Consider the following 22,194-nt stretch of genomic DNA (forward strand, 5'->3'; position numbering starts at 1 on the left):
TAAAAACATGAGAACACAAAATTTATCTGAAAAGCTGATTCAATGGCGACGTGACTTTCACAGCTATCCTGAGACGGGTTTTCTAGAAATGCGAACAGCTTCGAAAGTTGCAGCCATATTAGGTCAGTTAGGTTTTAAGCTGCAGTTGGGTAAGGAAGTCATGTCCGAACATCATTGTATGGGAAAACCTAATGGAAACATGACAAAGAAGCACTATCATTGGGCGATAGAAAATGGCGCTAATAAGGAATATATTCAGAACTTTGCTGACGGTTATACCGGAATCGTTGGAACGTTGGATACGCAAAAGGAAGGTCCTACCATCGCATTCCGTTTTGACATGGATGCATTGGACATAAACGAATCAACAATAGAGGAGCATTATCCGGCCAGAGAAGGTTTCAATTCATCAATTTCTGATAAGATGCATGCATGCGGACATGATGCACATACTTCGATAGGGCTGGGCCTGGCATCTTTAGTTGCTTCTAATAAAGAAAAGTTAAGTGGTAAAATCAAATTGATCTTTCAGCCTGCTGAGGAAGGAACACGTGGGGCTAAGTCAATGGTAAAAGCGGATGTCGTCAGTGATGTGGATTATTTTATTGCTTCCCATATAGGCACCGGCGTTCCTCACAACCATTTTGTTGCAGCTAATAATGGGTTTTTAGCTACATCAAAAATGGATATTGAATTTAATGGCGTTGCCTCTCATGCTGGCGGCAACCCAGAAGAAGGAAAAAATGCACTATTAGCTGCGGCAAACGCTTCTTTGAATATATACGCCATTCCCAGGCATTCAGAAGGCGCGACAAGAATAAATGTAGGAGAGCTTCATGCGGGCTCCGGAAGAAATATTATTGCTGATAAGGCATACTTGAAAATTGAGAGCCGTGGTGAAGACTCTTCTATAAACGAGTATGTCAAAAAGCAAGTGGAATCAATCGTCTCGGGTGCTGCAGCGATGTACCAAGTAGACTATCATATTGAGACTGTAGGTGAAGCATTAAGTTGTGAGTGTTCAAATGACTTAGCAGCGGTGTTAAATGCGTGTGCACAGGATCATCCAACAATTGAGCAGACTTGTTTAGCAAGCGATGCAAGTGCTGGTTCAGAGGATGCAACCTACTTTATAGATGCAGTACAGAAAAAGGGTGGTTTGGCTACGTACTGTGTCTTTGGAACTGAATTAGCCGCGGGACATCACAATGAGCTATTCGATATTAACGAAGATACCTTGCTGCCATCTGTTGAAATTTTATATGCGTCTATTATGAGATTGAATGCATCATAGATTTTTAAAAGGATTACAAAAACAGCCCCCTAGCTGAGCAGGAGGGCTGTTTTTGTGCTTGGGATATGACTGACGTAATAACTACTATGATTTATGCGTGAATATAGAAGATTATATAAGGCTCTAACTATCGTATAAACGGTATATAGATTAACATAAAGAAATTGAGTCATAAAAAGGACAACTTCCTTTCTTAGAAAAGAAGTTGCCATTTAATACTCCGAACACTGTAAAGTTTTAAATTGTTTTGGATTTCAAATCAATTAACTATTCCATAACTCAACAGATTTGTGAAAATACGATAGCCTCCTGGGACCTGATTATCAATTTGACGATAGAATACGAGATTTGTATAAAGATATGTCCCTTCCCCATATCCTGCCATCAAAATTCCTCCGTTGAATGGATCCTCATTGGGGTCAGCCATGGAAACAAAGGTTTCGTAGCGATCATCCCAATTCATCGGAAAGTATAGTCCACGCTCCTGAACCCAGTCTTCCCAATCGTTTTCTGTGATATTATTTGGGTAATTAAACAGTCTATGCTCTGGTTTCAAAACAGTAACAGGGGCATTTTCATCTGTGACTCGCCATTCGATTGATGGCTGACCGATTTCAAGAGGATAGGGTGCAGTTGTATTCGTATCCCAGTTATCCCATGGTTTATGATACTGGACAACAACATGGCCGCCATTTTCCGCATATTCAAGCAAACGCGCATTGTGCTCGATTAAATCTTCTCTGGCCAATCTTGCCCTAATCCCTGTAACGATAGTGTCATACTGGCTCAGGTCTGCAGACGCAAGATCTTCTTCTGTTAGCTTGGTGACATCAAATCCAGCATTCTGAAAAGCGTCCGCAATTGTGTCAAAGCCGCTCTCCACATAGCCAATTTTTAGTTCATCTGGCTTCAGCAGTTCAAAAGCGGTCCCATTTACCTGTGCTGAATACTGATAGTACGCATCATTGATGTGATCATAGCTTATTTCCTGTATAGTTGAATCAAAACGCTCACCATTTGATTCTGCAACAGCAGTTATGGTGAAATCTCCTTCTTCGATATCATCCGGTGGTTGAATGGTAATGCTTGCCTTTTGTTCATCCCCTCGATCTTTTAGTGAAACGGGTACCTGCTCCTCACTGCTTTCCCAGCCTTCAGGAAGCTCGAGAGATACAGATGCTTGGCTACTTTCTTTTGCATAATTTTTGACGTTAACATCGATTGTTATTTCATCTTGAACTTCTGCAGTATTTACAATAACATCTTCTGGTGTTGTAGTCACACTTAGTTCAGGCAGCACGGTAATTGTGTCATCCAATTCTGAGACCATTGCGGTTTTTTCTCCATTTTTCTTAAAACTGACACTGGACTGAATCAAATGTTCGTCGTATGGATGGGGATAGTCTGCATCGGCAGGCACTGTTCCATTAAAAGTGATAGAAGTTGATTCACCTGCTTGTAATTTTTTAATCGTTTTATCTCCTGTAAAGTTCCAGTCGGCAGGTGCTTTTAAGCTGGTATTTATATGTTTAATTGCCTGGTTACCATCATTGGTTATTTCCATTTGTACGGAAATGTTTTCTCCTTTCGTCACAACTTGTGACGAAATATCCGTCTGTACTGAAAGGTTCGCTGCTGTAAAGCTTACTTGTTGCAGTTGTTCTTCTTTCAACTCCAGTTTTTGCTGAAGATTATTCTTCATCTCTTCATTTAGATTGCTTGTTTCTAGCTTATTCAAGATATTTCTTACATCTCTCAATGCTTTTTGGGAAGGTGATAAAATTGCATCACGGTCTGGATATAAATCTACAATGTGATTAAGATCTTTTTGCAGTTTTTGCAGCTGATTGCTGAGGCTATTATTGGCAACTTTGTCTGCCCAGTCGTAAAAATCATATGGAATGCCGGCAAATAGTTCATCGTTTTCGGAAGCTGTTGATTCTTTCCAAAGTTCCAGGTGAAATTGTCTGGGTTCCACCGGAATATCATTGCCCATTCCCTGGCTTTTATGCATATACCTTGATTCTTCGCCCAATTGTGGATAGGACATCCCATATATTGGATCATAGTCTCCAATTTCAATGGAAGTAGTAGCTGTATCCTTAGATGCTGCTGGAAGGTATAGTTTTTTGACCTGCCAAGTGGAAAGGCCTTCATCAAGCTGTTCCGGAAATACATTAGGATCAGCGGCATCTTTAAATGCCCTACCGCTCAAAAGCGTCATCGCTCGGTGATGTCCATGCTGACTGTCAACGTCCCTGAAAGAAGGCATGACCACGTCTGGCTGGTAAGTACGTATGAACCTAATTAATCTTCTATATGTTTCTTCTTCCCCCCATTTTTCCAGTGTTTCTTCTGGCGATTTAGAGAAACCAAAATCGTAAATCGTATCGGAGGTCGTTTTACTTAAATGATATGCCTTTACGCCAGTGATTTTCGCAGCTTCAATCATTTCATTGGTCCGAATTATTCCCAGGGCGTTCCCCAATTCCTTACCGATTTCGTTTTGCCCACCTTCACCCCGGTTGGCAATTAAACTGGACGTTTTAACACCCAGTCCTCTGGATAAATAAGCAAGCAAATCACTTCGCTCATCATCCGGGTGTGCCCCTGTATTCAGAAAGGTTACTGTCGTATTTAAAGGATTGACTGCATTCCACAGATCCTCGTCATGTTCTGAATCCTCTTGAGCGATCCCGCTAAGGGGGAACAGGGAAACCATGAGCAAGATAGTTAAAACGATCGAATAAAACTTTTTCATGCATGTAACCCCTTTCAAAATTTTAACTTGAATTCCTCTAGTTAGTAAAGATTACTAACTAACTCTACTCACCACCTTTCTTAGTAGAAAAATAATATCACCTCCATAAAATTATGTAAATAGTACGAAAAAACTATAATTTTTGGTGAGCATTTTTACTCTTATGAGAACATAGTCTCTAAGGTAAGAGAAAATTATATGAAATTTTCAAAATCATATTTACTTTGTAAGGGGTTTCACTTATACTTACCAATAAGTTGATTAGTAAGTAAACTTTACTAACCTAAAACTGATATATAATCATAATTCGAATTAAGGAGTTAGCCCATGCAAAAAGGAAATGCAGCTTATATTAAAACAGTCAACAAACGTCTAATTCTGAAATGTGTCGTAGAAGAAGCTGCTGTAACACGAGCTGCCATCGCAAAGAAACTGTCATTGAGTAAACCGACTGTATCTGCACTTGTAAATGATTTAATTGAAGACGAATGGCTTGTGGAAACAGGAAACATAGCCGCTTCAAAAGATGGTGGAAGAAAGCCGGTAAGTCTGACCTTTAATGCTAAGCGATCATATATTGCTGGTATTGATATTGGAGGTACAAATGTGGAGCTTGGGATTACGGATCTTAGCGGAAAAGTATGTGCCTTTCGTGAATTCCCCACACAGCAACATCTGGATCATAATTTATTTGAAGAAATTAAACGACATGTGGAATCGATGAAGGACCAGCTTCGCATTAAATATTCGGATATCCTTGGGATTGGTGCAGGAGTTCCGGGTGTTACTAATATAAATGAAGGAGTTGTTATTGAGGCACCTGCATTAAAATGGAAAGACTATCCAATACGGGAACTTCTGATCCAAACATTTCATCTGCCGGTGTTTGTAGATAATGATGTTAACATCAATGTCCTTGGAGAGCACTGGAAAGGTGTGGGGAAAAACAAACAAAACATTGTATATATAGCTATAGGTACCGGCGTTGGAAGTGGATTGATGGTTAATGGTCAGCTTTACCGCGGTTCAAATTATAGTGCAGGAGAAATTGGCTATCTCGTAACGGACAAAAATGAGGGAAATGAATATCACCCTGTCCATAAAGGTTATGGTTATCTGGAAAGTGTTGCAAGCGGTTCGTCCATTAGTATGCAAATGTCAGAGCGCCTGCATGAGAATATTACGGCCCAAAAAGCGTTTGAATTGTATATAGAAGGTCATGAAGAAGCTATTGAAATTATTGATCAAGCACTGGCAAATCTGGCTATTGGGATCACTAACTATGTATCATTATTTGATCCGGAATTAGTTATTTTAGGAGGTGGTGTCAGCGGATCGTTTTCCATAATTCACAAGAAAGTGATGGATGTCATGAAAAGGTACACTCCTCAGCAATGTGAAATTGTACGAACATCATTTGGTAAGGAAGGGGGCGTTATAGGGGCAGCTGCACTATTTTTTAATGAATATGAAGGGTTATTTAAGATTTGAATGAAAGGGGTTTATTTTAATGAAAAAACGTTGGCTATTATGTTTTGCTGTTATGTTGAGTTTGGTTCTTACAGGCTGTATGGCAGGTGGAGATGAAGAAGCTAGCAATGGGGCTGAAAATGAAGGGTCTGGTGATGGATCTAATGAAGACTTGGAAGACAAGGTTGTTGTCTATTCACCGCACGGCAAGGATATTTTAAGTGACTTTGAAAAACAATTTGAACAAGAATACGATGTTGATATGGAATTTTTGGACATGGGGTCTCAAGAGATACTTGACCGTGTCCGTTCTGAAAAAAATAATCCGCAGGCAGACGTCTGGTGGGGGGCGCCACAGGTAAACTTTGATCAGGCAAAAGAAGAAGGACTGCTGGCAGAATATAAGCCATCTTATGCAGATGCGCTTGATGAAATGTATCATGATGAAGACTGGATGTGGTCCGGAACGTCGATTACCCCGGAAGTGATTCTCTATAATTCAAAGGAAATATCTGAAGAGGAGGCCCCAAAGGATTGGGATGATCTACTGGATCCGAAGTGGGAGGATGAAATAGTCATTCGCTACCCACTCGCTTCAGGAACAATGAGAACGATTTATTCATCAATTATTTACAGAACTTATAAGGATACAGAAGATCCGCAAGAAGGTTATGATTGGCTGCAGAAACTAGATGAAAACACAAAAGAATACGCAGCAAATCCAGAGATTATGTACAACCAGGTAGCAAAAGGTGTCGGCTCGTTATCTGTCTGGAACATGCCAGACACGGTTATGCTTGCTGAGGAAAAGGGCTATCCGTTTGACTATGTTATCCCGGAAAGCGGTACTCCTGTACTGACTGAGGGGATTGCTATGATTAAAGATGCTCAGAACCCAAAAGCGGCTGAAGCATTTTATGAATTTGTTAATACGCCCGAAGCAGCGAAACTGTTAGCGGAAACTTATTATCGTATCCCAACAAGAGATGACGTAGAAGATTTACCGGATTGGATTACAGAAACTGATATTAATCCAATGGATATCGATTGGGCTTTGTTCCAGGAGAAATCAGAGGAATGGATGGAATATTGGGATAACCAGATCAAAAATACGGAGAAAGACAAAAGTAATGAGGAATAAATAACATGTAAGGTTTTGTGCAGAGGAGTTGTTTTTCGTGTCAACAGTGAACTTGTCAGATATTACAAAGCAATTTGGTAACGTGACAGCTGTCAAGGGATTAGATTTGGTGATCAATGAGGGAGAATTTTTCACTTTTTTGGGTCCGAGTGGGTGTGGAAAAACAACAACCCTCCGAATGATTGCCGGGTTTTATTTTCCAAGTATAGGAAAAGTTAAATTCAATAACCAAGATATGACGTCAGTTTCACCGGAAAAGAGAAATACAGGCATGGTTTTCCAAAACTATGCCTTATTCCCCCATATGACCGTGTTTGAAAATGTTGCATTTGGTTTAAAAGTGCGAAAACTGAAGAAAACTGACGTTAAACGAAGAGTAGAAGACGTACTGAAAAAGGTACGTCTTGAACCATTCATTGATCGGCAGGTCAGTCAGCTGAGTGGCGGCCAACAGCAACGGGTTGCCTTGGCTCGTGCACTTGTTATTGAACCGGATATTCTTCTTCTGGATGAACCGTTAAGTAACCTGGATGCCAGATTAAGAGATGAAATGCGTTCAGAAATCTTGCGGCTTCAGCGGGAGTATGATATTACAACAATCTATGTCACCCATGATCAAGTGGAAGCATTGACGATGAGTGACAGAATTGCTGTATTTAATCTTGGAGAGTGCCATCAAGTGGGAACACCTACAGAAATTTATAATCAGCCGGTCAATGATTTTGTGGCAGAATTTATTGGAGAAACCAATTTACTACCGATCGAAAGGCATAAAGAGGAAGGGATCACTTTTATTTATAACAGTAACGATTTGAATAAATCTATTTATGTCACCAATTCAGAACAGAATATTGCTTCATATGACGGCGCCGATCAATTATATATGTCAGTTCGCCCAGAAGCAGTACAAGTCGATGTAGAGCCTATGGAAGGAAATAATGTTCTTTCCGGAACAGTAGAGCTTGTACAGTTTACCGGAGAATCTGTGCATACCATTGTGAAAATCACCGAGAATGTAACACTCAAATCGACAGAACTTAACCGTGGACCAAGTACATACATGAAAAAGGGAGCAGAGGTTTATGTTTATCTTCCTGAAACACAGATCAGGATTATTCCGGCGGCAAAGGGTGAAGTATAAATGATAAATGCTAAAAAAAGAAAAACGATATTACTGCTTATCCCGGTTGTTGTCATCCTAGTGGGTTATGTACTCTATCCATCTATTTCAACGATAATTGAAAGTTTTAAACAGAATGGAGAATTTTCTCTTAGAAACTACACTGATTTCTTTGGTTCTAAAGCTGCGGCAAATTTTGAAGCACTTTGGCATTCCGTGTATATTTCCCTTTTATCCGTGCTTCTGAGTGCATTAATCGGTGTTCCGCTTGCCTATATTTTTAACAGATACGACTTTCCTGGAAGACAATTATTCTCCAATATTGCCATTATGCCAATTGTCCTTCCGTCGCTTGTAGGTGTGATGGCATTTATGTTTCTTTACGGAGAAGCGGGACTTGTTCCAAACGCCATAAAGGATCTATTTAACTTATCCGATGTCCCCTTCAAAATAGGCGGTATTTCGGGTATTTTAATTGTCCATGCCTATACGATGTATCCATATTTTTATATGACAACATCTTCTGCATTGAATAACATTGATCCATCATTAGAAGAAGCGGCTTATAATTTAGGATCGAGTAAATTTAAGGTGTTTTGGAAAGTGACTTTTCCGTTGCTTACACCTGGACTTGTCGCTGCATCATTGCTGGTGTTTATGGTATCAATGGCCTCATTCAGTGCACCATTCCTGCTTGCAGGTGGCTACAGGGTATTAAGTTTGCAAATCTATTTTTCAAAAGTTAATGGCGATTTAGAGATGGCGGCCACTCAGTCAGTTATTCTATCCCTTGTTTCTATCTCATTTCTGTTATTTATGCGCTGGTATCAAAGCAGAAAAGATTATCGTATGGCAAGTAAAGGGATAGGGACACATCGCAGTGAAGTGAACAACCCTATTTTGAAAAGTGTGATGGTTACACTTGGTATCTTAGCCATGATCATTTTATTGCTGCCTCATGCAACACTGCTTATTTTGTCGCTTGTACCGGAAGGAGCCTGGACATGGCAGACTTATCCGCAAGCATTCAGTTTGGAGAACTTTCGTTTGTTATTTGACGATCCGAATATTTGGGATCCGGTACGCAACAGTCTGATTATGACTTGTATTGCTTGTATTGGTGTGTTTATTTTTGGACTAATTACGTCATACACTCTTGTCAAACGGAGTTTTATAGGAAAAAATCTGTTGGATATATTGGTTATGATTCCGTGGGCATTGCCTGCGACAGTAGTCGGTATGAACATGATTCTTGCTTTCAACAAACCATCAGTGTTTTCATTCGGTGAAATACTTGTTGGAACGTTTTGGATTTTACCATTAGCATACTTTATTCGTTTTATACCTTTAGTCGTTCGTTCTTCAAATGCGGTACTTGAGCAGATGGATGATTCACTTGAGGAGGCAGCTCAAAATCTCGGAGCAAAATGGTTCTATACATTCCGTCGGATCGTTGTCCCAATCATTTTGCCTGGTGTACTTAGTGGAACATTGCTTGCTTTTGTTCAGGCGGTTGGAGAATTTCCGACCTCGGTTCTCTTGTACACGTTAGATAACCGGCCAATATCCATCGAAATTATGAATCAGCTTCGAATGTTCAATATGGGGCAAGCTGCTGCTTTTGGTATGATTCAAGTCGGCTTAATTGCGATAGTCATGCTTATATCGTATCGATTCTTTGGGGTGAAATCAGAAAACACATTATAGTACAGCCGTCTAGAGATTCAATTCAAAAAAAGTGAGGTGTTTCGATGCAGACACTAAGGGAAAAATTCAAACAAACCGACGGGAAGGAGTTCCCAGGAAAAACTTACATGGAAGAATTGCTAATGCCGGTTTTTTACGATCAACGAGAGTATTTATTTGGTGCCATGTTTTTAATTCATAAGGCTCACACGACTATGTTGGCCGAACAGGATATTCTTACAAAAGAAGAATCAAATAAGATATTGGATGCTGTTTCTCAAGTGGAGAAAATGGACAAGGAAAAGATAGAATACTCTTCTTCATATGAAGATCTCTTTTTTCTAGTTGAATCCCGTATCGGCGAATTGATTGGTGAAGAACTGGCAGGAAAGATGCATATCGCCAAGAGTCGTAATGATATGGGCGAAGCGATGTATCGGATTGTTCTGCGCGATTATCTTAAAGCAACAGTAGAAAATGCCGAAAAATTGGGTAAGGCAATTTTATATCAGGCAGAAAATTATATTACATCAGTTATGCCGGCCCACACCCATACACAGCCGGCTCAGCCGACTACGTTGGGGCATTACTTGACTGCTATTTATGACAATTTACAACGGGACATTACCCGAATGAAACAGGCATATCAAACCGTGAACAAATCACCGATGGGGGCTGCAGCCATTACGACTTCCGGATTTCCGATTGACAGGGAAAGGATGGTGGAACTTCTGGGGTTTGACGGTTTAATAGAGAATTCCTATGATGCCATCGCTGCAGGGGATTATTTGATGGAAGCCGCTCAGTCACTGATCAGTCTGATGACAAATATGGGGCGCTGGCTGCAAGAATTTCTGAGAATGACTTCCAAAGAAGTGGGACTGATTACAGTATCGGATGCATATGTGCAAATCAGCAGTATTATGCCGCAAAAAAGAAATCCAGTATCCATTGAACATTCGCGCGCCATCGCAAGCAGTGCCGCATCAGAGGGTATGGCGGTCATTCACATGATACACAACACACCATACGGGGATATCAACGATACAGAAGACGATCTTCAGCCACATTTATACAGTGGTTTCCGTAAAGCTCTCCGTGTATTGAAACTAATGCATGCTGTTATATTGACCATGGACTTTAATGAAGAACATGCCTATCAGCAGGCTAAGGAAAATATGATTACGATTACTGAACTTGCCGATGTCTTGTCACGCGATTACGGTATCTCCTTTCGTAAAGCACATCACAAAGCCAGTGTGATTGCTAAAAGGGCAGCTGAAGACAGGAAGGAATTATATGAGATCTCTTTGAAAACCATTAATGACTGGTTAAAAGATGTTTCGCTGTCCAAAAAAGATTGGAAAGAAATTACCGACCCATTTTATTTCGTACAAAGGAGAGATCGAATAGGCGGTCCAAATCCTGAAGTTGTAAGAGAGATGATTGAGAAAAGGAAACAGGCAGTAGGAAAATCCTATTAATTAGCATCTATCGTTATACTAGAGGGAATGCATTGCCATTCTCTTTTTTAATCAGAAAAAAATGACTGTTGTGTTAGATACTATGTTATATTACTGCAATAATGTCAATCTTATATTACACGAATCAATAGGTTTTTAGTCGTATGCCCCTTTACAAAAGGAACAATAATCTTGTCCCGTTGCACCACTTTTGTACCATTTTACGGTTGATTCTTCCAATCTTGTTGACGTTACAGTATATTTTTTGCTTAACTTAAATCAACATAATTCATGTTGAGGGAAAAGTATTTGAAGAAACCCCTTTAAACGTTTGATTGCTGTTATACAGCCATCCGTTTTGGCTGGGTTTCTTTTTCTGTTTATCTTGTGTTTGTGCAGCTGATAGATTTTTAGAATATGTCTGGTACTCTGGGCATTTCTAATAAACTCTTCAGAAATTTTGGCATGAAGGAGGCTGACGGATAAGTCTATCTGAAGGGGAAAAATAGCAGGAGGTTCAGTATCATGAAAAAAATGTTTCAACGGGTAACGATTTTATCGATAGCCGCTATGGGTTTTTTCTTTTTGTCACCTATGGAAATAGCATTTGCAGCACAAGATAACAACTATGAAAATACGATCCAATTGATTGCACACAGAGGTTCTTCCGGTCATGCCCCGGAAAATACGATTGCTGCTTATGATTTGGGGTTTGAGCAGAAGGCGGATTATATTGAAATCGACATTCAAATGACAAAAGACGGCGAACTGGTAAGTATCCATGATACAACTATTGACCGTACAACCGATGGTACCGGCAGTGTAGGGGATTACACTTTGGAAGAGTTAAGGAATCTTGATGCGGGCAGTTGGTTTGATCAATCGTTTGCCGGTGAAAAAATTCCGACCTTTGAGGAGATACTGGACCGTTACAGAGGGAAAATTGGCATTCTCATTGAACTGAAGAGTCCGGGGCTCTATCCTGGTGTTGAGCAGAAAGTTGCTAATACTTTAATAGAACGCAATATGGATAAGCCAAATAACCATAAAATCGTTGTTCAATCGTTCAATCATGATTCTGTCAAAAGATTTCATGACTTGTTGCCTTCAATGCCTGTTGGGGTGCTGGTAGGTTATGGGCAAGCCGATGAAGGTAAGATTACCGACGAACATCTGGAGGAATACGCGGAATATGCAGATTATGTCAATCCCAATAAAGAGCTTTTGGATCAGGATACGGTAGACCGCATTCATCAAAATGAATTAAAAACATGGCCATATACAGTGGTTGACCAGGAATGGGTCGATCAGTTAATGGAGTATGGTGTGGATGGGATTATCACGGATTATCCGGAGCTGATGGATTTCCGTTAAAGAGGCAAAGGATAGGTTTAACATCCCAGTGAAAGTCGTCTGCGAATATATTGAATATAACTGAGTAATGGAACAGGGATGTTATGTCAACCCTGTTCCATTTTCATGATTGGGGAAAAAGCGCCTTCAAACTAGGAAAGCAGCATTTGATTGCGGGAGACCAGACTGGATGCGATACGCTTATGCTATTCCCGTTTATCCGCTTCAACAACCTGCATTGGACGCATCATGTCATAATCTTCATGTTCGAGTATATGGCAATGCCATACATAGTCACCAGTGAATGGGCCGAATTTGGCGATAACACGTGTGATTTGCCCCGCTGGTGCTGCCAAGGTATCTTTCCAGCTTTTTTCGTTAGATTTAGGTGGTTCTGCCGGTCCTGTGAAAATAATGTTTCCATCTTTGTTATAACGGTCAAGGTCGAATGGCCTGGCGGTCCAGCACTTGAAATTGAATCAAATGAATATGGATGGGGTGGGCGAAATTAGTCACATTGATAAATGACCAGATTTCGGTCGAGCCCAGCTCAGGTGTTTCTGTTACGGGGGCCATCCACTCTTTGTTATCTAACAATAGCAATGGGCGGCCTAGGTTATCTGTTGAGCCGACGAGTTTCAGGTTTCGGATGCACTGAATGTTGTTTTCGTTGAGCGAAGGAATCCGCGCTAAAATTCGGGGAATTCTGCTCTTGTCCTCTGATGATAAAGGGAGATTCACTCTAAATTGCATGACGTCATCTGTGTCATCGTCAGGATCTGCATTTGGTCCAAGGTCATTTTTTAGTGTGATGGTTTGCCCTTCATGTCTGGAAAAATCAATGATCATATCGACGCGTTCGGCCGGTTCGACTGCTAAATTGTCCAGCTTGACCGTTTTCCGCATCAAGCCGCCGTCTGATCCGATTTGATAAAATGATTGACCGGAATTTAGATAGAGCTGATAGCCTCGTGTGTTGGCTGCATTCAGGATACGGAATCGGTATTTTTGCGGCTCCACTTGTAAATACGGCCATATTTTTCCGTTAACGACGTTTGTTTCGCCATTAAAGACTGGCCGAATGGACGGGTTGGGCCAGTTTTCCTGAAGATCATCCGGCTGCGGTGGATAGAATAGCTCTCCATTATGATGGAACGTTCTGTCCATGATGATAAGCGGGATTTCATAGTCACCTGAAGGAAGTTTTTTCATATGCTTTTCTCGTTCATCACGAATAATATACATGCCGGCAAGACCGGCATAGACGTTTTAATCTTGTGATGCCCATCGCATGGTCATGATACCATAATGTGGCACCACGCTGGTGGTTGGGATAATGATAGACCTCGGTTTTAAATCCCGGCCCTGTTTCCTTGAAGTTTCTCGTATACCATGCTTCAGGATACCCGTCACTTTCCGGTCTAGTCTCACTTCCGTGCAAATGTGTAACAGTGCGGACTTCCGGAAGTTCCGACAGATTATAAAAAGATTTGTCAATCGGCAGGAAATGTTTGTCCGGCAGTTTGTTCTCCCATTTGACACGAATCGACTCCCCGCGATTGACATCGATGACAGGGCCGGGAAATTGCCCGTTGTAGCCCCATAAGCGTGTTGGCCTTAAATCAGGGTGCATTTTTTGGTGGAATTCCGTCATTTGGACTTCATAATAATCCTCGTTGTTTTTTTTGCGCAGTGGTTTCAGTGTTTTCGGTATTGGCAAGGCATCTGCATATTTGCTCAATTTTTTGTTCATGATGTTCAATCCCTTCCATGTGCGTTTATTACAGTAGATGTTTGAATCGGAAAAAATTGCGAATGGTAAACAGCATAAATCCATTTGTGGAATTTTTAAAATATAGTTTAAGAATGGATTAATTGCTATTTTGTCTTAAGTTGAGTTGGTTAAAAAGCTAGATTATGTTATTTATCGGCGTATATTTTTTTGAAATAGTTCATAGATATGACATTGTACCATTCGTTGATTATGAAGGAAAAGCAGTCATAAAGCCTGGTCATACTTACAAACATGAACCCGGTCATTGTACAAGGCTTTGTTGTTGAATATGGCATATTAACAGGATCGCTAATTATGGATGGTCTGTGTAAAAAGGTCCGGTACATAAGGGGATAAAGTTTAAACGGTGACTGATGACCAATTTCACGATGAAAGGAGCATTCTATTGTTTACCGACCAGGAAAGGATCATACTGGGTATTATTGTTGTCGTATATTTTATTTTATTATTTGGATTTTCGCTGTACATTAACTATCGAAAAATTAATAGTTATGATGATTTCAATGTTGCTGGCAGATCAGTTTCACGTTTTCCTTTAATATTGACTTTTGTTGGGACAGCGGTAGGCGGTTCCATATTATTAGGGTTCATGGAAAATGCTTACCGATTTGGAATGGGCCAGCATTGGCTGAACATAAGCATTCTGGTAACTGGTGTCATCACAGCATTTTTCCTGATAAAACGAATCAGACTCATTGGCGAAAAATACAAGATGGTGACCATTGGTGATTTCACCGCCCTAAGGTATGGAGAAGGAGCTAGAATTCCGACTGTAATCAGTGTCCTGCTCGCTTATTGTGCCGTTACGGGTATGCAATTTGTGGCCATTGCAACTATATTGAACCTTACCATTGGCTTAAGCATGACGGTGGGTATTATCATAAGCTGGCTGCTGTTGACGGCGAAGACATATTTTGGCGGATTGAAGTCAGTCGTATGGCAGGACGCCATTCACGGTACGGTGCAGACAGCGGGAACTTTCCTTCTGTTTATCGTTATACTCTGGATTGGAGGGGATTGGGGTGAAATGAAGTCGTTTGCTGGTTCACTTGGAGAATTAGAACTGCTTAGTATCACACATATTTCCACAAGTGAAGTGCTTGTCTATTTTTTCACGATAGGTGGTTATCAGTTTGTCAGGCAGGATCTGTGGCAGCGGTTTTGGGCTGCACGGGATTATAAAACGGCCGTATCAGGGTATTGGATTGCTATTATGCTAGCTTTTTTAATCGGGGTTGCCATCATTGGTTCTGGTGTATTCCTAAGATATGGCATGCAGATGACCGGCATTGACCCAACACTTGTTTATTATGAAGCGATCGGGGCAGTATTTCATTTCCCTTTAGTCGTCATCATGGTAATTGCCCTTATGGCTACCGTTATTTCCTGTGCGGATTCTTTCTTTATGGCTGCTTCGACTTCCATTATCAATGACATCGTTAAACCAAGGATTAAACATGCTTCAGAGACACGAATTCTGCAATACAGTCGTTATTCAGTCATCACAGTGTCTGTTATTTCTGTTTTACTTGCCCTTTACATGCCGCAGCTTGTCGTTCTATGGGTTATCGGAACAGCAATGCTGGTTTCAGGATTATTAGCACCATGTATTTTCGGATTATTCTGGAAAAGTGCAACAAAAGCCGGCGGTATTACAGCCATGTGGCTTGGATTGGGTGTTGCGGTCATTTGGCAGTTAGCAGGTCATCCTTTTGATGTTCATCCGGTATTTGTTGGATTGCCATTATCAACTTTGGCGATAATTGTTGTTTCATTAGCCACTAAGAAGAAGCAGACGACTGATATTTGGTCTGAAGTAATATAGATTCATCGTGAACTTTGGAGGGATTTGCAGTTGAATGAAATAAAAATTGACTTTACGCGCTTGAGGGAAACGATTAAGAAGAGCTCGCAAATAGGGGCAATCCCTAAAAACGGCTTGTGCCGACTGGCTTTATCGCAAAAAGACAAGGCAATGCGGGAGATTTTCAAGGAATGGATGTCAGATGCTGGTCTTAAGGTGAGAGTCGATGATTTTGGAAACATGTATGGCAGAAGAGAGGGGCGAACGGATCTCCCTCCGCTTGTAGCAGGGTCTCATTTGGATACACAGCCTAACGGCGGAAGGTTTGATGGTGTGCTGGGCGTATTGGCCGCCTTAGAAGTCATACGCTGTTTGAATGATCATGAGGTTGAGACATATCGGCCTATTGAGATCATTAACTTTACGAATGAAGAAGGTGCAAGATTCGAACCGCCATTACTGGGTTCAGGCGGGTTAACAGGTGTTTTTGACAAAGAGTATGTTTATACCCGCCAGGATAAAGTTGGCAAGCAGTTTAAAGATGAACTGAAGCAAATAGGGTTCAACGGTGCCATGCATCATCGGTTGCAATTGGCTCATGCTTTTATTGAATTGCATATAGAACAGGGACCGGTTTTGGAAAAGGAAGGTGTGTCTATCGGCGTTGTTGAAGGAATTAAAGGTATGACATGGCTGGAGCTACATATATCGGGTGAGGGAGGACATGCAGGCCCCACACCAATGTTATGCAGGAAAGATGCTCTGATGGCAGCTTCCAGAATGCTCGTCTGTGCGGAAGAGAAAGCACTCAATTTTGATCATGGGTTAAACGTGACGGTTGGCAGAATGAACGTGAAACCCGGAGCTGTTAATTGCATCCCCGAAGCTGTCACTTTTTCATTGGATATTCGACATCTTGAAGATCGAATCCGTGAACAATTCATTGAGGAATTGACTGCTGATTTACAGCTAATGGCTTCTGAATTAGCGGTATCTATGGATATGAATGAACTATGGAAAGTCAAAACGTCTCATTTTCATGATCGCATTATCAGTCAAATTTCCAATAGTTCTGAACGAATGGGGTATTCATATAAGCGATTGTACAGTGGAGCGGGTCATGATGCTAAATATATGAACACATTCACGCCAACAGGCATGATTTTTCTGCCGAGTGTGAATGGCAAAAGTCATGTTGAATCCGAACTCACATTGGATAAGGACATAGAACATGGCACTAATGTGCTATTGGACAGCATGATACAGTTAGCTAATATGAAGGAAGCAATTTGACATAAAGGTATCGTCCCGAACCAGACTTAAGCTGCGGTTCATCGTTTGTTTAAAGTGGAGGCCAATCATGTGCACGTTCCTTTTCCTTGCGGTGAGCTGGTGCAAGGGTAGCCTGCTATCGTTTGTCAGCGGATTCAGCTAATCAGAAAAATTAATTGTTGGAGGTTGATGACCATGAAAACAGGTTTTATTTGGGATGAGAGTTATTTCTGGCACCAAACTGGAAATGGGGCACTGAATATTGATTCCGGTGGCTGGGTCCAGGAGGATATACATGCGGAAAATCCGGAAACAAAACGGCGAGTCAAGAATTTACTGGACAAATCCAAATTTATAAAGCAGCTGCAGGAGATTGAACCACGACCTGCGTCACATCAGGAAGTTGAAAGGAATCACGGGAAAGTATACATCGAGGAAATAAAGCGTTTGAGTGATATGGGAGGTGGCGATGCCGGTGAGCATGCGATCGTCGGGCCAGATTCCTATGAAATCGCCATGTTGTCAGCTGGCGGTGCCGTCACTGCTGTGGACGCTGTTATTCGAGGAGAGGTGATGAATGCTTATGCTCTGACAAGGCCTCCAGGTCATCATGCTGAGAAAAATGAGGGGATGGGTTTTTGCCTTTTTAACAATATTGTGATAGCAGCTAAGTATGCACGCGCTCAGTATTATTTGAACAGGATTGCCATTATTGATTGGGATGTACATCATGGCAATGGAACGGAGAGCGCTTTCTTGAATGACTCGGATGTGCTGTTTATATCTCTTCATCAGGAAAATATTTTCCCAAGAAATCGCGGCAGTATGACTGAAATTGGCAAATCTGAAGGAAAAGGATACAACGTTAACATTGAGCTGCCTGCTGGAACCGGTAATGAAGGATATATGCACGCTTTTGACAAAGTTGCGATACCGATTATTGACCAATTTGAGCCGGAATTGATATTGGTGTCGGCCGGTCAGGATCCGGGCCGGTTCGATCCGTTGGGACGTATGCTTGTGACTGCTGAAGGATTTTATAGGATGGCAGAAAAAGTAAAATCATTGGCGGATGAACATTGCAGCGGTCGTCTTGTTGCCTGTCATGAGGGCGGATACAGCACCGCTTATGTTCCGTTCTGCACGATCCGGATTCTAGAGGCATTCAGCGGAAAACAAAGTGGTGTAAATGACCCGTTTGATCAAGGCTTTCACGAAGGACCAATTTATCAGAATCAGCTGGACTATATCAATCATGCGAAGGAAATACAGTCTGCCTATTGGCGATTAAGCTAAGAGAGACAGGAGGGCTTGCCCATTCGCTCCGCTTCACTGTTCATTTTTTGATGTTTGAAATTTTTATCGAAAAGCCGATCAGACACTTTTTGTATTTGACGATGGATTAAAAGACTTCCGAAAGCAGTTTTTCAAATTATAACAGGGAATCAATTGAGCTTTCACGTATTCAATTTCTATTTTCCCTTAGCACATCATCGTTTATCAGAAATTATAGTCTCCCTCTATAATCGAAACGAATCTGAATAAAGGGGGCATCGCTTTTACAAAAATAAATATTTGAAATCCATACCCCTAAATAGACATTTGTTTCGATATTAGTTATATAGAGAGGGACTGGCAAATATGGTTGAATAATCCATCACAGAGGTGTGGCGGTATAGCTGTTAGCGAAAAAGAGAGCGATACGTTCGGGACGGCAAAAGGCAGTGGAGGCGATAAAACGAAAACAGGAGACTGCTAAATTGCTAAAAAGGAAACGTGCAGTGTAAACCACCAACACGTTTAACTGCACGTTTCAATGATTCATTCTACTATAAAGATGCCATCTGCAACTGCTCTTTGTGCTCCGCCAGATGGATTGTTAGTAACCTCCTGATTGATGGTCATCGTTGTTGAACCGCCGCCATCAAGGTTCATGCCTTCTGTTGCGCCAATGTCTTTTAACAGCTGAGCACTCTCATAGAAACTTAAGCCAATGCTTGTTCCTGGGTTTCTTCCATCTATTGTTACAAATAGAAGATTTCCATTGTCCTTGATACCTGCGAGAGTCCGAGGGTGCCGATACAAGCCAAAATTATAATAAAAATCGCTGCTCCAATGAAATCCTTCTTTGTCAGCTGTTATATCTATTTCGCCGTCTTTTAGCAGCTGTGGCGCTCCATTAATGATGTCTGTTGTATCTTTCAGAGGCTGCGTTTCGCCTTCTACAAGAATATTATTGGACATCGTTACTTCTTCGCCTATGTTGGAATTTGACTGAAGCCAGTCAGCCGCTTCTCCGGTTGCTAGTAGAATGCTGCCGTTTTCAGGGATTGTTGTTCCCTTGCTTTCACCGGCAGAGATTATATTATTCTCTTCATCCAGGACAATTTCATATCCATCGACAGAAGGTGTTGATTCACCAAATACTTCCGTATATTGAATGATCTCATCATTGTCTGTGCATGTGACATCGTGCATCGGAAGGTTAGACGGTTCATCATTTATTCCCCCGCAGCTGCGGATAAGCCCGGGGACACGATTAATACCGTCAATTTCACGCGTCTCATCATTGTCTGTTTCAAGTAAAAGAGCCGTTTTAGCTTTAGCGATCCTGGCCTGATCTTGATTTAAAATCAAACTAGTCCGTTCGCCGACGGATTCACTAAGCAGTGTGCCGTCAAGTACAGATAAACCTGCAGGCGACCCTGGCGTACCGTCCCCGCTGCCAACAACGAAGTATCCGCCATTGACAGCTGCTATAGAATCGGTTCCTTTTGCCATTGAGGACAACGTTTCATTTCCTTGAATCTGGTCGTGACCGATACGGGTTTGCAACTCTCCATCAAATTTATCCGGATTAATTTCCAGAACATTGATTACCCACGGTCCAGTGCTTTTAAGGGTTCCGTTATACTCTGAATAGGCAATACGTGATACCGGGAAACCATGATCTCGCAATTCCTGTGCGCGCTGCTCAGCTTCTTCCATGGCAGAAAACTCTCCTGACTGCAGAACATGACCAATAGTCTTTTCGCCAATGTCTGTATGTTTGAAACCCGGATTTCTAATCGTCTGTATGGACGATTTAAAGCCTTTTTCCCTTAAATCTTTTCTCATCTGTTGAGCGTCCGATTTGTTCTGATAAAAATCGATTTCTGCCGTATAAAATGCTTTGTGCGACTCTATCCCTTTAATGATTTTCGTATGGGTGACACCTGTAGATAGTTCAGTAACTTCCTTTGTTTCCGGCAGGTTTTCAATTCCGATAGACAGATTATTACTGCTGTTTGTGAAGTCTTGGTGGTATTGGGCATTTGCAGCTGTCGGCATAAAAGCTGATGTCAGTAAAAACAACGAGACAACAATAAACATCACGTTTTTACGTTGCAATATGAATCCCTCCATCTCATAATTTATAAAACGCTTATAAAACTTCTATTTCACCTCCTGGAGATCTATTAATTTTAATTCTAGTAACCTCTCAATTATAAATATATGGGTAAATGAGCGTGTTTTCAGCATTGTGAGTATCGTCATAACAAGTCAAATGACTGGCTGCGTGATAATGCAACACTTGGGGCAACCATTCAAATTGAAGATGGTATAGCGCCGATTATGGAGTCAGAAAAGTAATTAAGGAGACCTGTAAGTTAATCTTGTACCCATATGAATTTTTCATGGCAGGTGGGTTTTCTGTTTTAATCATATGCCAATTGCCGGGTTTTGAGAAACATTCCAATCACTATGGATTGTTCGTTGTGCACGTGAAAATCATCACCGGAAAAAAACCGCGAATTTCCTCTTGTTATTCGTAATACGAAGTGAATGCAAAAAGTCCTAAAAATAGTATAAATGTAACCAATTTTAATTATTTAATTAATTTTTGTTCAAAAAACATTGACATCATAATCATTTTTATGTATTTTAATATAAATCGCAATTAAACAAATTATCAAAAATTAGACAACCTGTTAAAATGTGTTTCCGTTTGCGTAAGCAGGTATTTCTTTGATCTAATTTATAAAATCTAGGAGGGGCTTTAATGAAAAGGATTATGCGTGTTTGGTTGATTTGCTTAATGACAGTGGTCGGCTTATCTGCATGCGGCATGGACAGTCAATCAGATGGCGACGCCCAGGCTAATAATTACCCAAATGAGTCGATTCAGATCGTAGTTCCATGGGATGCCGGGGGAGATACAGATGCTATCAATAGGCTGATAGCGGAGGAACTGGAAAAAATCCTTGATGCTGATATTGTCGTTAAAAATGTTGCTGGCGGAAGTGGAGTTGTTGGTGCGCAACAAGTGTTGAACGCTAATAATGATGGCTATACACTTCTTTCAATTCATGATTCGGTTGCAATGTCACAACTTACCGGGCAATCAGACTTCGGATATTTTGACTTTGAACCAATTTCGTTGATGACATCCACATACGATGCAGTTGCAACACATCCAGACAGTCCTTGGGATTCAATGGAAGAAGTCGTAAAAGCGGCTAAGGAAAATCCAGGAGAGATATCTTATGCAGCATCTATTGGCTCCACTTCACAATTGGAACCTGCTTTAATTGAGACTGCAGCCGATATAGATTTTAATATCGTTGGATATGATGGCACTGCCAAAAGAATGAAGGCTGTTGTCGGTAATGATGTTGATCTGGGTGGCGTTTCTGTTATAGCAGGAAAGGATTATCTGGAAAATGATCAGATGAAACTATTAGGTTATACGGGTGAGGAAAGAAGTGAAGTTCTACCAGAGCTTCCAACACTAAAAGAACAAGGCATTGATGCGGTTTCTGCAACAAATAGAGGTCTTGTCGCACCAAGAGATACACCAGATGAAATAATCCAAAAGTTAAGTGATGCACTGGAAGAAGTAGCAAACAGTGAGTCCTTTAAAACAAAAATGGCTGAAATGGGTACAAAAGTTAATTATAAAGGTACAGAAGAGTATGCAGCATTTTTAGAGAAAAACGAGGAAGATATGAAAAATTCTCTGGAAAAAAGCGGGTTGTTAGAGGAATAAGAGAGG

13 protein-coding genes and 1 pseudogene are annotated in these 22,194 nt (G+C 41.1%); 11 read left to right on the top strand and 3 right to left on the bottom strand.

The window, feature by feature from the left end; translation table 11 throughout:
• Positions 1-7: 7 nt before the first annotated feature.
• A complete protein-coding gene (locus BM195_RS09725; protein WP_090237190.1) occupies positions 8-1,294 on the top strand; it encodes an amidohydrolase in 1,287 nt (428 codons plus the stop codon).
• Between the two features lie 259 nt (positions 1,295-1,553).
• Here the strand turns inward: BM195_RS09725 and BM195_RS09730 are convergent, their stop codons facing one another.
• On the bottom strand, positions 1,554-4,055 hold the full coding sequence (locus tag BM195_RS09730; protein WP_090237193.1) for a PIG-L family deacetylase: 2,502 nt from the start codon (positions 4,053-4,055) through the stop codon (positions 1,554-1,556).
• A 327-nt stretch (positions 4,056-4,382) separates the two neighbouring features.
• Between BM195_RS09730 and BM195_RS09735 the strand changes: the two genes are divergently transcribed.
• The 6 genes from BM195_RS09735 to BM195_RS09760 all read left to right on the top strand — a co-directional run bounded on the left by BM195_RS09735 (position 4,383) and on the right by BM195_RS09760 (position 12,309).
• Positions 4,383-5,546: an ROK family transcriptional regulator gene (locus BM195_RS09735; RefSeq protein ID WP_090237197.1), complete on the top strand. Its 1,164-nt coding sequence runs from the start codon at positions 4,383-4,385 to the stop codon at positions 5,544-5,546.
• Positions 5,547-5,565: 19 nt separating this feature from the next.
• The gene (locus BM195_RS09740) at positions 5,566-6,666 is read left to right on the top strand and encodes an extracellular solute-binding protein (protein WP_090237200.1); all 1,101 of its coding nucleotides are present in this window, start codon (positions 5,566-5,568) and stop codon (positions 6,664-6,666) included.
• A gap of 37 nt (positions 6,667-6,703) precedes the next feature.
• A complete protein-coding gene (locus tag BM195_RS09745; protein WP_090237203.1) occupies positions 6,704-7,807 on the top strand; it encodes an ABC transporter ATP-binding protein in 1,104 nt (367 codons plus the stop codon).
• Positions 7,808-9,493, top strand: a complete 1,686-nt coding sequence (locus BM195_RS09750; protein WP_090237206.1) for an ABC transporter permease — start codon at positions 7,808-7,810, stop codon at positions 9,491-9,493.
• 44 nt (positions 9,494-9,537) lie between these two features.
• On the top strand, positions 9,538-10,956 hold the full coding sequence (argH, locus tag BM195_RS09755; RefSeq protein WP_090237209.1) for an argininosuccinate lyase: 1,419 nt from the start codon (positions 9,538-9,540) through the stop codon (positions 10,954-10,956).
• Positions 10,957-11,460: 504 nt separating this feature from the next.
• On the top strand, positions 11,461-12,309 hold the full coding sequence (locus tag BM195_RS09760; RefSeq protein WP_425283909.1) for a glycerophosphodiester phosphodiesterase: 849 nt from the start codon (positions 11,461-11,463) through the stop codon (positions 12,307-12,309).
• Positions 12,310-12,494: 185 nt separating this feature from the next.
• Here BM195_RS09760 and BM195_RS09765 read toward each other — a convergent pair.
• Positions 12,495-14,041: pseudogene (locus BM195_RS09765) on the bottom strand (multicopper oxidase family protein).
• A 388-nt stretch (positions 14,042-14,429) separates the two neighbouring features.
• Between BM195_RS09765 and BM195_RS09770 the strand changes: the two are divergent.
• From BM195_RS09770 to BM195_RS09780, 3 genes are all read left to right on the top strand, one after another.
• Positions 14,430-15,908: a sodium:solute symporter family protein gene (locus BM195_RS09770; RefSeq protein WP_244535723.1), complete on the top strand. Its 1,479-nt coding sequence runs from the start codon at positions 14,430-14,432 to the stop codon at positions 15,906-15,908.
• Between the two features lie 30 nt (positions 15,909-15,938).
• Positions 15,939-17,180, top strand: a complete 1,242-nt coding sequence (locus BM195_RS09775; protein ID WP_342028029.1) for a Zn-dependent hydrolase — start codon at positions 15,939-15,941, stop codon at positions 17,178-17,180.
• Between the two features lie 174 nt (positions 17,181-17,354).
• Complete coding sequence (locus BM195_RS09780; protein WP_342028030.1) at positions 17,355-18,455, top strand: class II histone deacetylase; 1,101 nt, start codon at positions 17,355-17,357, stop codon at positions 18,453-18,455.
• A gap of 525 nt (positions 18,456-18,980) precedes the next feature.
• On the opposite strand, the gene BM195_RS09785 is transcribed toward BM195_RS09780, so the two are convergent.
• The gene (locus BM195_RS09785; RefSeq protein WP_170848218.1) at positions 18,981-20,549 is read right to left on the bottom strand and encodes a phosphodiester glycosidase family protein; all 1,569 of its coding nucleotides are present in this window, start codon (positions 20,547-20,549) and stop codon (positions 18,981-18,983) included.
• Between the two features lie 652 nt (positions 20,550-21,201).
• Here BM195_RS09785 and BM195_RS09790 point away from each other — a divergent pair.
• The gene (locus BM195_RS09790; RefSeq protein ID WP_090237226.1) at positions 21,202-22,188 is read left to right on the top strand and encodes a tripartite tricarboxylate transporter substrate binding protein; all 987 of its coding nucleotides are present in this window, start codon (positions 21,202-21,204) and stop codon (positions 22,186-22,188) included.
• The last annotated feature ends 6 nt before the right edge of the window (positions 22,189-22,194 follow it).

The sequence above is a fragment of the Lentibacillus halodurans genome (assembly GCF_900112045.1).
Taxonomy (GTDB): Bacteria; Bacillota; Bacilli; order Bacillales; family Amphibacillaceae; genus Lentibacillus; species Lentibacillus halodurans.

Coding starts and splice junctions, on each gene's coding strand:
- BM195_RS09780 (WP_342028030.1), top strand. CDS start 17,355: ATGAAAACAGGTTTTATTTGGGATGAGAGTTATTTCTGGCACCAAACT.
- BM195_RS09750 (WP_090237206.1), top strand. CDS start 7,808: ATGATAAATGCTAAAAAAAGAAAAACGATATTACTGCTTATCCCGGTT.
- BM195_RS09760 (WP_425283909.1), top strand. CDS start 11,461: ATGAAAAAAATGTTTCAACGGGTAACGATTTTATCGATAGCCGCTATG.
- BM195_RS09740 (WP_090237200.1), top strand. CDS start 5,566: ATGAAAAAACGTTGGCTATTATGTTTTGCTGTTATGTTGAGTTTGGTT.
- BM195_RS09725 (WP_090237190.1), top strand. CDS start 8: ATGAGAACACAAAATTTATCTGAAAAGCTGATTCAATGGCGACGTGAC.
- argH (WP_090237209.1), top strand. CDS start 9,538: ATGCAGACACTAAGGGAAAAATTCAAACAAACCGACGGGAAGGAGTTC.
- BM195_RS09735 (WP_090237197.1), top strand. CDS start 4,383: ATGCAAAAAGGAAATGCAGCTTATATTAAAACAGTCAACAAACGTCTA.
- BM195_RS09730 (WP_090237193.1), bottom strand. CDS start 4,055: ATGAAAAAGTTTTATTCGATCGTTTTAACTATCTTGCTCATGGTTTCC.
- BM195_RS09790 (WP_090237226.1), top strand. CDS start 21,202: ATGAAAAGGATTATGCGTGTTTGGTTGATTTGCTTAATGACAGTGGTC.